The following is a 14,848-nucleotide window of genomic DNA, read 5'->3' on the forward strand; positions in this document are numbered from 1 at the left end:
GCTAGCAGAACTCGCGCGCTGACGTCGGCAGCGCCCCGAGTAGCTCAGTCCGGTCGACGAGCTTGCGCGCAATCAGGTGCCGCACCTTGCCCTCGGCTTGCCACACGCCGTAGACGGCGAGCAATGCCGCGCCGAGCGCCTCCTTCCGATACGTTTCCAGCAGTTGCGGCCAGAGAATCACGTTCACCTGGCCAGTCTCGTCCTCGAGCGTCATGAACAGCACGCCGTTGGCCGTGCCCGGACGCTGCCTCACCGTGACCAGTCCGCATGCGCGGGCGAGTTGCCCGCTGCGCAGCGTCGCCAACTGGTCGGCTGGCTGGAGGCGATCGAGCGTCAGGCGATCACGCAGTCGTGCCAGCGGGTGCCGGCCGAGCGTGAATCCCATCGCACGATAGTCGGTCACGATCTCGGTTCCCTCGGAGGCCAGCGGCAGCGCCGGCACCGCGTCGTCGCGTTCGGTACCGCGCAGCAGATCCCGATCGGGTACGGCCGCCGCCGCCAGCCAAAGCGCCACCCGTCGTAGAGCCGTACGTACTCGCGGTAATTGGCTTGGATCTTTGCCGAAATACGCACATCGTCGTCTCCCATAAACGTAGACCTTTCGATAGGGTATCGCGGCATTGCGCCAGGCGGACGAAATTCGCTGGCGATGCCTGACGTCGTGGACCGCCCGGTTTCTGTAGACCGGTGGCATGAAGTGGCAGAGGCTGTTGTCGAAGGGTGGTAGGCGATTGACTGTTAGTTGCATATTTGGAATGCCCCCTCCTGCAAAGCTGGTTTTCTTCGTGTGAATTCCCGCGGGTCTTTCTGCGCCCACGCCCACCAGTCGAGTGATGCACACTGCCATTGTCGTTGTAGGGCATACATCCGTGCTGGCCGACGGGGTTTCCCTTGCAAGCGGGCAGGGCCCGCGTGACGCCGCGGCTTGCCGCGGGTCGATATGGGGTGTAGGTAGAGATAGGTTCTGACTAAGTCCCGACACTTAAAGGCAAACCGTCCCGACAGTTAAATGCACTTATTCACAGCTGTGGCTGGCGGCGCAGCGACACCTCAAGAGACTCAGGGCTGCAAACCCGCCAATTGGTCACAAAATGCTGACAACAGACGGCACCGTCCAGAATCCATGCGACCGCCTTCCTCGCGGTAGCGATGGAAAGGGAAGGGAAGCGGAAAACGCCTGCTAGGCGGGTGGGGCGAGCTGGTTACGCGCGACCCGGAAACACCGGTCGCGATCCCAGCCCGGATAGGTAGCTTTAAGTTCGCCGGCGCGGATCATGACCGCGCGCTCGAGCTCGGCACGGCGATCACCCTCGGAGAGCGTGCCCCAAGCTGCGGCCTTGACCTGGGCGGCCGCGAGCTTGTCGGTGAGCTGCGTGAGCAGCTGGCCAGCGCCGGCGCCGACTTTCCGCTCGAGTTTGCGGGCGGCGTCACGCCGACGTTGCGCGCGCAAATGAGCACGCGTGCGCTCGTGCCGCAACCACTTACCCAGGCCGAATTGCTCGAACAGCGCGGGCGTGACGTACCGAATCGCGGCCAACCCGCGATAGCGGGGCCCTTCGTCACCGATCTCGACCTCGCACTGCGGCCGGCTCTTCACCAGGCGCGCCGTCACGAGGTCGCGCAGCGCGCGCTCGGCACGGCGCACGGAGAGGCCCGCCTGCTCGGCCAGGTATGGCAATGTGAAATCCACCCAGCCGGTCTGGGCCGGCACGGCGATGCGCAACGTCGAGACGTCACAGAATTTGATTAGCGCGCGCACCAGCTGCACACACGCAATGCGGCGTTCGCTCCGCTGCTGACGACGGCTACCATTGGCCGCGTTCAGGGCAGGCAACCAGGCCTGCGGTGTGTCGAGATAGCGCCCGAGGCGCAGCTTCAGCTCGCGCAGCAGGCGGGGGCTGTTAGCCGGTGCCGGGCTGGGGATGTCGGCCGGCCAGACGCGCTCGGGCAGCGCCGCGCTCCGGGTGCGCACGAGCGTGGCTGCAGCCATCCAGTCTTCGCTGGCGGCCGAGTAGGTCGGATTCAGCGGTGTGTTCGCCAGGATCGGCGACGTACCGGGAATCGGGTGCGTCATGAGCGGGCTCAGTCCGTGCCCAACTCTCTCCAACTCTGGATATCCGTGTGGTCGGCGGCCGCCGTCACGGAGCGGCGCAGCGCCGACGCATCTGATACTTTCAAGGTCTCACTCGCAATGCGGCCATTCTTGTTCTGTTCGTTCATCTGATGTGCTGATTCGTTGATTATTGGTCACATAGATGACTCTTGACAGTGTCTGCTTCTGTTCTAAAATCCGAGTTCATTCTTGTGATGTCTGCGGCTCTGAAGGTCACTGTCGTACGTCATCTTGGTCACGCCCCGATTGCACTCGGGGCGTTTTTTTTCGGCCTCTCTATCCTCTCCTCCCTAGTAGTAAGCTATACACAACATTCCCCAACAATTGCTTCCAGTCCAGCGGAAATGCGCAGCTCGAAGGCACATACGCCCAACGATTTGTTGCGTTCACAACCAGTTTGCAGGCCGGTCCTGGTCGACGTACGGCGGTTCGTCGTCGAGCATGGGCGGTGGTTCGTCGGCGATCGGCGGCTCGTCAAAGAGCGGTGCAGAATCCGGCACCGTCGCAGGGGCCGGAGAAGCCGTCTGCGGGCGCTTTCCCGACTTCCGTACCGTCGAGGCATCTGGCGCCGATAACGAAGCGAATGGGGTTGTTGGTTCCGGCGCCGGCAGGCGGCTTGCAGCCTTGCGCGCTGAATCAAATGCGGTCAGCGGAAGTGGGGGCATCGCCTCCATTGCGGGCCGCCAGATCCACGCATCCAGCTCCGCCTCGGCGATAAGCAGTTCCAGTTCGGCCTGGTAGCCGGACGAGGCGTCGCCCGGCACGACGTAGAGCGCCGTGCCGCGCTCGGCATCGGTCAGCAAGGCGGTGGCGATCGGGTGCCTCGCCGTCTGGTTGTAGCGAAGGCATTTTTGGTATCGGCGCTTCGCCAACGCCTTCAGCAACGTGTTATCTGCGAGCGATTCGAACGGGATCCACGAATCGGTGGTCAACATCATCGACACCTCCTGCACGGTGGCGATGCCCGCCACTGACAGGCTCGCGGTCGCGATGACCATGAGGTGCGTGCCTTCCGTGGCCGCCCAGATCTCGAGCTCCGCGGCGAAGACCTTAGCGATCCGCTTCCTAGTCTTCTCGTCGATCATCAGGCCATAGTCGGGCAGATGCTTGATGACCAGCTTGAACCCAAAGCGAGCGGTCGCGATTTCCTTGAGCTCACCGATCACCAGCACGAAGTGCGGCTTCCCCGACTCGGAGACCGAGATCCTGGCGAGATGCTCGGTGCGGCGCTGGGCGATCAGGTCTTTCTGGTCGCCGACGAACATCTCGGGGACGTACAGCATGTCTTCGAGACTCATCTTCTTCGCGTTCTTGCCGGCGGCCGCCAACAGCAGGTATTTGCGCACCACCGACCAGTTCCGCTTACCGGCCATGGCCGGCGACCAGCGATTCAGGCCGGCCTGTTCCCAGAGGTAGTGCAACAGGCCGCGCAGGGTCAGCTTCTTGCCGTCGGCCTTGATGCTGTCGGATTCGCTATCCGACTGCTCCGGCATCTCGCGCGGCGCGCCCTTCGCCAATGCGAAACCGAACTTGAGCGTCACTTCGCCGGACTCAGCATCCTCGACGATGGCCGTGCCGTCGACATCGCCGTAGCCGCTCAGACCCGGTGGCATCTCGTACGAGTCGCACCCCATCTTGTGCTTGGCGCCCGTACCGGGCATACGCTTCACCTGGTATCGCCCCTCGAAGCGCGCGATGTACATTGCGATCGGCGGGGCCATGCAAAGGCACAGTGGGCGTGTCTTCGCCTCGTGCGCGGCCGGCAGTTTAGCCAAAAAGCTGTTGCTGGCCGCGTCGTATTCCTGCCCGTCCAATTCAAAGCGCTGCATGGCGAATCTCCTGGTTTAAACGGCGGTCGACCGCTTGACCGAGCCACGCGAGGACGCGTTCGCACGGCGGGGTACGGCTTCGTGGACGTCGAGGCCGCGCGCGCGAGCCTCGATCAGCAGTTGCACGAGCTCGACGGCCTCATCGGCCGTCATGTCACCCGCGATCGCTGCCGACACGATGCTGCGGGCGGTCACGGGCTTGCCACTTCGGAATACCTGATCGGTCATGGGGTAGCTCCGGGTATGGTGATAGGAGTAGGTCAGTCGTAGTCGCAGTCGGCCTGCGAATCGCTGAAGACTGTCCCGAGCGCGATCGCGCTGAACAGCTCTCGGGCGTAGCTGATCGACGGAATGGCATTGCCGAAATAGGCGTCACGTCCATAGGGGTTCGTGCACCAAAGGCCATCGCCGCTGACGAATTCGAACAAGTGGCCGTTGGCGTCGACCGATTGACCCACAGTCAACGCTTGCACGAAGGCGTCGGGTGTCGGCAGATCGAGTGCGTCCCAATCAGCTTGTTCGAGCTGCGTCAGTCCGACCTCGCGCGCAAAGGCGTCGCACAACATCGGCACGTCGGCCAGCAACAGCGGGCAGCCGAGATCGTTGGCACCGACCAGGACAAGATCTCGACCAAGATCTCGTGCCCCATAGCGCGCACGCGTCAGCAGTTCGTCGTGCTCTGCGGATCGCTCGTCGGTGGAGCAGATCGCCATCGCGTAGTGGACGCGGGCCTGCAAGGCGCGCGCGAAAGCGACAGGCACTTCGGGATTGCTAAGGCCAGCCGCAGTCGCCACGTCCGGTCGGGAGAGGTGTTTCGAATCCATGCAGATCTCCTTGATTACCAAACGAAGCCAGCGCCGACGCCGGCGGCCACGGTGCCGCGCGTATCGGTCGAGCCGTTCGCCTTGAGGATCCAGCGGCCGGCATAGCTTGAAATGCCGAGCGCCATCGCGGACTGCCCGCCGTACGTCCCCCCTCCGATGGCCACCATGCTCTTTCCGGGTGCCGGCGCCTGGGGCAGACTGGCGATCGCTACGGCCGCGGCGATACCGCCATTGGCGTCACGCCGGTCATGTTCGATGCGATTGCTCAGACTCGTCACCGAATCGTTCAGCTGCTGGACGTTGATTGCATCGGTCGGCGCCGTGCCGGCCGAGACGTTGGTCAGGGTTCGCGTCACACCCGTCGTGGCATTACCGATCGACACCGAGTCGTCGCGGTCGGCCACCGAGCCGGCACCCAGCGCCACCGCATTGGCACCTGTGGCTGCGGAGGTACTGCCGATGGCGATCGAACCGGCCCCAGACGTAGATGCGCCAAGACCGATCGCGGCGCTGCGATCGCCGATGGCAAGCGCATTGCTGCCAATCGCCATCGCGTCCGTCCCGGTTGCGACAGAACCGGCCCCGGTGCTGTTGAAGGCCGCATATTTGAGGCTGCCCTCGCCGGGCTCGGGTGGGGTCTGACTCAACCTTGACGGCAGGATCGCGCCGAGCCGGGAGGACAGCGCGTTGATTGCGCTGGTGTTCGCAGCGACGTTTGCATTCGTGGCGAAAAGCTGGCCACCGTTGACCGCATCCGCGCTGGCCGCAGAAAGTGCGCCGGGCGCAAGGTTGTGAATGGTGACGGCAGCGCCTGCGCCGAGACCTCCGAGCGTCACGTTCAGCTTGGTGGGATCGTCGTAGGACAAGGCGTTGCCGGCGATCGTATTGACCGTTCCGATAACCTGATTCAGCTGGCCGACGTTGACTGCATCGGTAACGTTCACACCGGCTGCCACGCCGGAAACGCGCCGAGCGCCCGCGATGCCGCTGACGTCGATGGTGCTACCGGCGGTTCCGGCACCGATCGTAATGACGCCAACACTCGACCCGCCCCGTTGTTGGACGAGTCCGACGGTGCCCGTGGCGAGCTGGCCGGCCAACGCCGAGACGCTCTGATTCGTTGCGTACAGTTGGCGTCCTGAGACTGCATCGGTGCTGTTCGCCGTCAAGGCGGCGTCGGCGACGTTGGAAAGGGTGACGGGCGCACCGGGCACGCCGAACGTGACCCGCGTATGCGACGCATCGTCATAAGCGACCGCGCTCGCGCCGATCGCCCCCGCCTGAGCCACCACGCCCTGCAGCTGCTGCAGATTGACCGCATCCGTGGCATCGGTGCCGGCCGCCACGCCCTTGACCTGGCGCGGGCCCGCCGTGCCGGCGACGTTGAGCGTGGTGCCGCCGGTGTTGGCGCCGATTGTGAGCGTGCCGGTGCTCATGCCGTCGGTTTGCTGCAACAGGCCGATCGTGCCGGCCGCCAGTCCCGATTGCAGCGCGGCAAGCGTCGCGCCACTCCCAGCCACGCTGGTCGAAAGCGACGACACGGCGATGCCCGTCGACGTCGACAGCGTTGCGATCGAAGCAGTGTTGCTGCTGATCGCCTGGTTGGCGTCGTAGAGCTGCCGGCCGGCTACGGCGTCCGTGCTGGTAGCCGTCAATGCGGCGTCGGCGACGTTCGTGAGCGTAACGGGCGATCCAGCAGTGCGCCCGCCGAGCGTGATATGCGAATGCGTCGCGTCGTCGTAGGAGACAGCGCCGGCGCCGACAGCGCCCACGGCGGCCGTCACGCCCTGCAGCTGCTGCAGGTTGACTGCGTCGGTAGCGTCCGTACCGGCGGCCACGCCCTTGATCTGACGTGCCCCGGCAGTGCCGGCGACGTCGAGCGCGGTACCACCGGTGCCGGCGCCGATCGTGAGCGTGCCGGTGGTGGCGCCGCCACTTTGCTGAACCAGCCCGACGGTGCCAGCTACCAAGCCGGACGCAAGGGCAGACACGCTGACGTTGGTCGACGACAAGCCTGTCGACAGGAACGAAAGAGATGCGTTCGTGCTGGTCGAGAGGCTCGCGATCGAGACGCCGTTATTGGCGATTCCCGTCGACAACGACGACGAAGCCACCTGTGTCGATGTGGACAGGGCTGCGATAGCGCCCATGTTGACGTTCGTCGCCTGCTCGGCGGCGTAGAGCTGCCGACCGGTGACGGCGTCGGTGCTGTTCGCGCTCAGGGCACCATCTGCGAGGTTGGTCAACGTGACGGGCGCGCCTGCTGCGCCAAACGTCACGCGAGTGTGCGACGCATCATCGTAGGCGACCGCGCTTGAGCCGATCGCGCCAGTCTGTGCGGCCACGCTCTGCAGCTGCTGCAGGTTGACCGCATCGGTGGCGTCAGTGCCGGCAGCCACACCCCTGACCTGGCGCACGCCGGCCGTGCCAGCGACGTTCAGCACGGTGCCGCCGGTGCCAGCGCCAACTGTGATTGTGCCGGTGCTGGCGCCACCAGTTTGCTGAACCAGTCCTACTGTCCCGGTTGCCAAGCTGGACGCAAGACTCGATACACTGACGTCAATAGCAGACAAGCCCGTCGAAAGTGATACCAAACCTTGAGACATGCCTGTCGACAAGGACGAAAGAGTTGCATTGGTACTGGTCGAGAGACTCGCGATCGAGCCGACGGTACTTGCGACGCCCGTCGAGAGCGAAATCGTCGCGGCCTGCGTCGAAGTGGAGAGGGCCGTGAGCGCGCCCGCGTTGGCGTTCGTCGCCTGCTCGGCGGCGAAGAGCTGCCGACCGGTGACGGCGTCGGTGCTGCTCGCGCTCAGGGCACCGTCAGCGAGGTTGGCCAGAGTGACGGGCGCCCCTGCAGCACCAAAGGTCACGCGCGTATGTGACGCATCATCGTAGGCGACCGCGCTCGAGCCGATCGCGCCGGTCTGTGCGGCCACACCCTGCAACTGCTGCAGGTTGACCGCGTCTGTGGCGTCAGTGCCCGCAGCCACACCCTTGACCTGGCGCGCGCCGGCCGTGCCAGCGACGTTCAGCGCAGTGCCGCCGGTGCCGGCCCCAACCGTGATCGTGCCGGCGCGCGCGCCACCAATTTGCTGAACCAGCCCGACAGTCCCAGCCACCAGACCCGACTGAAGTGCCGAGAGTGCCGTACCGTGATCGGAAACGCTGGTCGACAGAGACGAGATCGACCGGCTTGTCGTGGTGGACAGCGAGGCGATCGCCAGGTTGGTGCTGGTCGACATAGTCGCGATCGCGCTGACCGTACTCGTGGACAAGCTCGTGATCGTTTGAGCGGTCGACGTCGACAGCGAAGTGAAGCCTGCCGCCGTATTCGTGGACAAGCTCGCGACCGTCGCATCGATGCCGGTCAGGCCGGTTGAGAGCGAACCGAGACCTGACGCAGTGCTGCTCGACAGGTTCGTGATACTCGCCAAGTTATTCGCGAGACCGGTCGACAGCGACGTGAAGCCTGCAGCAGTGTTCGTGGACAAACTCGCGACCGTCGCATCGATGCTGGCCATGCCGGTTGAGAGCGAGCCGAAACCTGACGCAGTGCTGCTCGACAGGTTCGTGATCCCCACCGTGTTGTTCGCGAGACCGGTCGACAGCGACGCGAAGCCTGCAGCCGTTGTCGTCGACACACTCGCAACCTTCACCTCGACGCCGGCCAGCCCGGTCGAGAGCGAACCGAAACCTGCCGCTGTACTGCTCGACAAGTTCGCGATACTGGCAGTGTTGTTCGTGAGGCCCGTCGACAAGGACGTGACCGACTGGGCGGTACTGGTCGACAGTGTGGTGATTGCGCTAACCGCGCTCGTTGACAGGCTTCCGACCATTTGAGCGGTCGACGTCGACAGCGATGCAAAACCTGCCGCCGTGCTCGTGGACAGGCTCGTGACCGTCCCGTCGATGCCGGCCAGCCCTGTTGAAAGGGAGGCGAGCGCGGACGCCGCACCAGTCGACAAGCTCGTGATGCTGGCTGTGTTGCCGGAAACTTCTGTCGACAGGGAATTCGCCATCGATGCCGTGCCCGCCAGCGCCTGATTCGTCGCGAACAGCTGCGCGCCATTCACCGCATCGCTGCTCGAGGCCGATAGTGTGCCGGCTGCCACATTCGTGAGCGTGACCGGCGCTGCGGGCGCGGTTCCGCCGAACGTGACTGATGTGCGGCCGGCGGTGTCGTATTGCACGCTATTCGCCACCGCACCCGAAACCGCGTTGAGCTGCCCGACGTTGACTGCATCGGTCGTCGCCGTGCCCGCCGCGACGCCGGACAGCGTGCGAGCACCGCTCGTGCCTGTGAAATTGACGGATGTTCCGCCGGTCTGTGAAGCGATCGCGATCACGCCGACGCCTGGCGCCCCACCGATCTGCATCACGAGGCCGACAGTGCCCGTCTTGAGGGCGTTCGTCATGTTTGTGACCGAATTGGTCGCATTGGCAACAGCCTGATTCATCGTGAACAGCTGCGAACCGTTCACGGCATCCGTACTCGAGGCCGAAAGCGTGCCGGCAGCAACGTTCGTCACCGTAACCGTCCCCGAAACGGAGTTCGGTGCCAGCACGTTCCCCATCGTCACCACATTGCCGCTGATCGTGCCGGGCAGTTGGCCCGCGTTTGCAGCGTCAGTCGCCTGCGTTCCTGCCGTCACATTGATGACGCTGCGCGTGTGCCCGGGGGCGCCCATGCTTACGACGTTTTGACGGCCGCCATCGTAGCTGTTCGCACCGATGGCCACTGAATTTGCGGCGGTCGCCGTGGCGCCTATTCCGACCGCGATGTCCCCAGAACTGGCGTAAGAACTCTGGCCGATCGCGATGGAGTAGTTGTCGGCTGCGGACGCTCCAGCTCCCAGTGCTATGCCCGAGCCTCCAGCGTACGAGCCGGCACCGACGGCCACGGATCCAATACCTGCGGCGGTGGCAGCCGGTCCCATCGCAGTTGCATTCGTGCCGGACACTGTCGCATTCCCGATCGCGACACCATTCGTCTGCGCGGTACTGGACGTACCGATTACGATCGAATCGGATCCAACCGCAGTCGACGCATAACCAAAGGTCAGCGACCGCTGCCCGATAGAGTTGACTCCGGTCCCGAAGGCAATGGAATAGTCACCAGCCGCGACAGCGCCATTTCCGTTTTCCAGCGAACCGTTGCCAGCAGTCTGCGCAAGCGCTTCGCCGGACGTCGATGCGAGCGCGGCGGCGATCGCGATCGATAGTCCGGTTGGTGTGGGTCTTTTCATGATTTTCATTACAATCCCCGCTAAACATCGAGATCCCGGTCTACGGGACGGTTACACCTGCGTTCGCGCAGGGCCTGGAACCCTCTGTTCCTGTCCTCCGCCAAGATTCCGGGAACAGAGGGGTGTTTTTTCAGCAGCACCGGCGATCCGGCTCAGCTGATTTCGATGCATCTCGAGCGCGGCCCAGCGCGATCGCGTGTTGCCGCGCGGCATGGAGGTATCCGAACCGCGCCGGCGAACTGGCGTCCGTCGTGCAGACCGCATAGACGTACTGGACGCGCGCCTCGCCCGCCCGGGCAAACCGAGACAACGTGGCCGTCATCGAGCGGTCCCCGACTGGCCCAACAGCGCAGCGGCAATCACGGGAAACGTCCGCTGCATTGGCGCGTAGCAAATCTGGTTGATTGCACAGCCTTGATAGATCACGATCAGGCCGAACATGTCGTGTGCGTTGACCGGCACCCGCAACCTCACCTCGTGCTCGAACACCTCCACTGAACGCCCCGCGCTCGGATCGGTGACGAAGCTGCCTGCGCCGCGCTGGATCGCGCCGAGCCGTGCCCGGCCGTCATCGCTCACGACCCGAAAGCGATCGCCGTAGAGCCGATAACCATCTGCGATCGCGAAGTGGAGGACGACCGCGCCGCGTTCTTCGGTCATACGAACTCGAAACGCTTGGTCCGGAGAAAGAAATTCCTGGGCGTGTGCGGAACGTGCGAGCAGGGTGCTCAGGATGCAAGCCAGCAACGCCAGCGACGAGGCCACGGCGAAACGAAGCACAACCCGAGTTCGGTTAGTCATCGCGCACCTCGCTTCTTCCACGCCAATTCCGCACGGACCAGGCCATGCAAGATCGGCAGCACCAATAAGCTCCAGAGGGACAGCGTTGCGCCTGCTACCATCCCGTCGAAACACAAGTCGAATGCAGTTTCGGCGATGGCTGCCCGCGGCGCTGCCGGCGGCGAATCAAAGTTCCAGACGATGACGATCATCGCCAGCATGCAAAGCAGGGCGACGCCCATGCCAAAATCACGCAGCCCGCGCTGCGCACGGCGTAGCGCGCTCCATGACCCGCGCTGGGTACACGTCAAACGTACCGCCGGTAAGAAAAGGAATGCCGTAAAAATCGTGGCGATGAACAAGGGTTCCGCGCTGTTCCAGAAGCCGAGCGCATCCAGGGAAGCAATGGGTGCTATCAGCATCCAGGTGCCGACCGTCAGCACGGCGAGCATGATCCGCACATGTCGGCGATGAGCTGAATGGCGACGGGAGAGTGTGCGCATACAAAGTTCTCCTTTACGCGCTGCGTGCATGTCGAATTGCATCGTGCTGGTCATTTGTCAGAATGGGTGAGCACGTAGCGCAGGGCGTCCTGATTACCTGCCGCTGCGGCGCGCCGCATGAGCCGCATTCCGCTCTCACCATCCGGATCGACTCCAGCCGACGCATGACCTGCGGCAGACTTGGCGTCAGCGTGTTTCTGCAGTTGCATGCGGGCAACCAGGTACATCGCAGTCGGCTCACCTGCGTCGGCCTCCGTCTGCAGCAAACCCGGATAGTCGCGATTGAAATGAACGGCGAGCCAGGTACCTGCAGCGCGATTCCCGTCCCTCATCGCAGACTCCATCGCGGGGCGCATGTCAAGGTAGTCGCGCGAACGCCCCCACTTTTGCAGGGGACCGTCGGTGCCGGTGATGGCGAACAGGCAAGCCGCGGCCGCCAAAGCGATCCCGAGTCGCTTCAGCGTGCGTTGCGCAGCAGGATCGGGATTGGTGAGGATCAGCGTGCCATCGGGCCACGCGATCGCTGCGGCCGCTCGCCGGCGCTCGATGGAAGATGCGCGATGTCGATTCATTGCTGGTGCCTCCGCAGATACGTGATGTCGGGAAAAAAAGACCAGCCGGGCCAGCCGGCTGGCGTCAAAGGAAGTGCGAAATGGGTACACACACTTCCGGGGATCAATTCAGTGATGGCGCTTATTGGCCGATGCCTCCCTTGGCCACATCCGTCGTTTCAGCAAAGGTGTATTTCTTGACGACACCGCTGTCGTCGAAAAGCACGGTCAAAGTCTTCTTGCGCACGTCGGCGCCGTGCGCAAACGCGCCGACGATCGGCACGAAGTTGATCGCGTGCGGCGTGGCGTGCGCCAGCTCGTAGGTCCAGATTTCCAGTCCCGAATCGGTGAACGTGGTTTTGTTCGGCGAACCGAAGGCATCCTGAACTTCCTGCTTCGTGCTCTTGCCCTGCTGGATCTGCGACTGAACGCTCGCCTGGGTGGCAGATTCGAGATGCTCGTTACCAGTGGTGGCGCAGCCAGCGAGCAACGTGGCGGCCGACAGCGCGACGATCAGGAGCGTGTTCTTCGTGAATTTCATGGTCTTCCTCGCAGTGTGATGAACAGTCAAAAAATGGTGATTCGTTGTTCGGCTAATACAGTCGACCGGATCGCTCGGCTTCACATACAGCGCGATACCAGTCGTCCATGTGGCGCCTCACTTGCAGCTCGACATAGCTGATGTACGGTCGCCATCTGACGTAGAGCAGCGAGACGACGATGCCGGCGAGCGCGTACTTCGCTAGCGACGAGTGCGGCACGACGACGATCGGGTCATCCAGGTGGAATCCGTTCGCGATCAACTGCCCCCAGAGGAACAGCGAAGGCGCCCACGCCAGCCAGCAGAACGCGAGCCATTGCGCGACGTAGCGCGTTGCCCAGTCCGCTTCGATGCGAAGCAGCCGCGGGCTGGTCCACATCCTTCGGCGAACATGGCGGCGCTCGGCGAGATACAGCCGCGTGAAATGCGGGACCGGTCGCAGACGTTTGGGGCGGTTGAATGGGAACATGGCAGCTCCTATCGCTCGATCGCATGCTGGTGGTCGTACGATCGATCCGCACGCTCGGCCTCGTGATCGCGCTCCTTGACCTGGTGCAGCGCGCTATCCGGCGAATACTGAATCGCCACCTGCTCGCCCACCTCGACGTCGCGGGACAAGCGATCGCGCGGATAGACGATGCCGACGGTCTGACCGATCTTGACCAGCGAGTGGTGCGTCGAGTTGGCCAGCACCTCGCCGCGGTAATGGCGTTCCAGCTGCTGCGCGTCGCGCAGGATCAGGTTGTGGTGATCGCCGGCCAGGCCGATCGCCCGGCGAGAGACGTCGTCCGGCACCTCGCCCTCGGGCAACTGGCCGCGGTGAATCTGCTCGGACAGGTTGGCGCGCTCGATTTCGCTGTGCGGGACCGTGCTGATCGAGGTCCGCGTTTCGAGATGCTGGTAAGCGGCGTCGAGCTCGGGGAAGAGGGCAAGCGCTTGATCCCGACCCAGCGTGTCGAAGGCGCGGCCGCGCTCGGCGTCGCGAGCGTGGTCGACGACGTGCCGGCGCGGCGCCCGCACCGTGTCGACTTCGACCTCCGACTTTGCCTGCTCGGGTTGGTGCGTAGGTGCCAGCGCTTGCCGCTCGCGCGCCGGTTCGATGCCGCCCGGATCCACGACGACGACACGACCATCCACGACGCCCACATTGTCGACACCCTGATCACCCCAGTGATACCCGCGCTGCCGAAGTGCTTCGGCCGTGCGCTCGACATCGGCGGGTGTAATGCCACGCATATCCGCGCGGGGCATAACCTCGTATCGCAGATTTCCTTCCGTGCCGCTCGCAACCGGCTGCAGGACTTCGGGATTCTTCGGTCGAACAGCAAGATCACCGGTACCGAGCCTCACCACGTGTTTGTCGTCGGCCGCCAGTACCACAGACGACGCGCCGGCATCCAGCGGCGTCAGGCGGGACATTCCGAGTTCGCGCAACTTGGCCTCGAGCGCCGGCAGGTGCCTGGACGCAGCGATTTCCGCGGCGACCGGATCGGAATAGTGCCCCCCGAGGTTCGGCACGTCGCGCGTCATCGAACGGAGGATGTCGCGCAAGCCAGGTTCCGGCGACGAGCTATCCTCGCCGGGCGCTCGAGGGGTCAGTACTTGCGCAGTACCGTGCTGGATTGCCAGCGCGTGTTCGCGACGCTGCACGATGTCGGCGATCTCCGGGGCGGGTGCGCCGCGCAAGGTACGCGCCTCCTGGATGTCATCGAGCATTCGAACGTGATTGGTGAGCTCGTCGTGCGTCATCGGACGCTCGCGCTCACGTACGATCGACGCCGCGGCGGCCTGCGGCTCCCGCCACTCGCCCTGATGCAATTCGTTGCGGTACACCTCGCGGTGGTGCCGATCGACGACCAGGATTCGATCCACCGCCTTCTCGCGCTCGAGCAACGCGACGGTTTCCACCATGCCGGCATACGCCTGATCATGCTGCTCGGGATTGACCACGCGCCCAACACCCATCGTGGCGATCTCCCGCTCGGTTCGCATTTGCGCGCGCGTAAGCGACACTTCGGCTGGCATGGCCACGCCTCGAACCTCCAGCGTGTAGCCGCGCTCGTTGAGCCGCCGCGCGAGATTGCGAAGGCTCTCGGGATTGCGCATCGTGCCGTCGACCACAAGATCGCGGCGTGCTTCGGATGCAGCCGTGGTCAACCGGCCCGCCCAGCGACCGGCGTCGACATGCGTCAGGTCTGCGGCGTGTTGCGGATCGTCGCGAAGAAGCCGGCTGTACTGCGGGAGGTTCTCTCTCATACGGTCCGCATCAATCAACACGGCACCGCCACGTTCTTTGAGCTCCCCCATCGCCTGGCGCGCGAGGGCTGTCTTACCGGCACCAGGCTGGCCACCGATGAGGATCGCCTTCGGTTCGGCCTGCTCGCGGCTGCCCTCGATTGCCTCCCGCTCCACGCGCGCATACGCGCGTTGCATCACGACATCCGGAATTGTGTCCATG

Annotated in this window: 12 protein-coding genes and 1 pseudogene; all 13 read right to left on the reverse strand. The window is 64.2% G+C overall.

Annotation, left to right across the window (positions count from 1 at the left end; translation table 11 throughout):
* Window position 1 precedes the first annotated feature (1 nt).
* Window positions 2–520 (reverse strand): annotated as a pseudogene (locus HWX39_RS36710) (OB-fold nucleic acid binding domain-containing protein); the annotation flags it as partial.
* A gap of 660 nt (window positions 521–1,180) precedes the next feature.
* A complete protein-coding gene (locus tag HWX39_RS33755) occupies window positions 1,181–2,074 on the reverse strand; it encodes a Crp/Fnr family transcriptional regulator (RefSeq protein WP_175971888.1) in 894 nt (297 codons plus the stop codon).
* Between the two features lie 8 nt (window positions 2,075–2,082).
* Window positions 2,083–2,220 (reverse strand): hypothetical protein, encoded by a 138-nt coding sequence (locus HWX39_RS33760; protein WP_175971889.1) that lies wholly within the window; start codon window positions 2,218–2,220, stop codon window positions 2,083–2,085.
* 279 nt (window positions 2,221–2,499) lie between these two features.
* Complete coding sequence (locus HWX39_RS33765) at window positions 2,500–3,942, reverse strand: DUF1173 domain-containing protein (protein ID WP_175971890.1); 1,443 nt, start codon at window positions 3,940–3,942, stop codon at window positions 2,500–2,502.
* 15 nt (window positions 3,943–3,957) lie between these two features.
* Complete coding sequence (locus tag HWX39_RS33770; protein WP_175971891.1) at window positions 3,958–4,170, reverse strand: hypothetical protein; 213 nt, start codon at window positions 4,168–4,170, stop codon at window positions 3,958–3,960.
* A 32-nt stretch (window positions 4,171–4,202) separates the two neighbouring features.
* Window positions 4,203–4,766 carry a hypothetical protein gene (locus tag HWX39_RS33775; protein ID WP_175971892.1) on the reverse strand — a complete coding sequence of 188 codons (564 nt, stop codon included), beginning with the start codon at window positions 4,764–4,766 and terminating at the stop codon, window positions 4,203–4,205.
* 14 nt (window positions 4,767–4,780) lie between these two features.
* The gene (locus tag HWX39_RS33780; RefSeq protein ID WP_244135146.1) at window positions 4,781–10,024 is read right to left on the reverse strand and encodes a YadA-like family protein; all 5,244 of its coding nucleotides are present in this window, start codon (window positions 10,022–10,024) and stop codon (window positions 4,781–4,783) included.
* Window positions 10,025–10,333: 309 nt separating this feature from the next.
* Window positions 10,334–10,816 carry a protein-disulfide reductase DsbD N-terminal domain-containing protein gene (locus HWX39_RS33785; protein ID WP_175971893.1) on the reverse strand — a complete coding sequence of 161 codons (483 nt, stop codon included), beginning with the start codon at window positions 10,814–10,816 and terminating at the stop codon, window positions 10,334–10,336.
* Window positions 10,813–11,298 (reverse strand): hypothetical protein, encoded by a 486-nt coding sequence (locus tag HWX39_RS33790; RefSeq protein ID WP_175971894.1) that lies wholly within the window; start codon window positions 11,296–11,298, stop codon window positions 10,813–10,815. Before HWX39_RS33790 ends, HWX39_RS33785 begins: the two co-directional genes overlap by 4 nt.
* Before the next feature lie 50 nt (window positions 11,299–11,348).
* Window positions 11,349–11,870 carry a hypothetical protein gene (locus HWX39_RS33795; RefSeq protein WP_175971895.1) on the reverse strand — a complete coding sequence of 174 codons (522 nt, stop codon included), beginning with the start codon at window positions 11,868–11,870 and terminating at the stop codon, window positions 11,349–11,351.
* Window positions 11,871–11,991: 121 nt separating this feature from the next.
* Window positions 11,992–12,390 (reverse strand): outer membrane protein assembly factor BamE, encoded by a 399-nt coding sequence (gene bamE, locus HWX39_RS33800; RefSeq protein ID WP_124619279.1) that lies wholly within the window; start codon window positions 12,388–12,390, stop codon window positions 11,992–11,994.
* 52 nt (window positions 12,391–12,442) lie between these two features.
* Window positions 12,443–12,859, reverse strand: a complete 417-nt coding sequence (locus HWX39_RS33805; RefSeq protein WP_175971896.1) for a hypothetical protein — start codon at window positions 12,857–12,859, stop codon at window positions 12,443–12,445.
* A gap of 8 nt (window positions 12,860–12,867) precedes the next feature.
* Window positions 12,868–14,847: a zeta toxin family protein gene (locus tag HWX39_RS33810; protein WP_175971897.1), complete on the reverse strand. Its 1,980-nt coding sequence runs from the start codon at window positions 14,845–14,847 to the stop codon at window positions 12,868–12,870.
* Window position 14,848 lies beyond the last annotated feature (1 nt).

Source organism: Burkholderia sp. BCC0322 (assembly GCF_902833045.1).
In the GTDB taxonomy this organism is placed as follows: domain Bacteria; phylum Pseudomonadota; class Gammaproteobacteria; order Burkholderiales; family Burkholderiaceae; genus Burkholderia.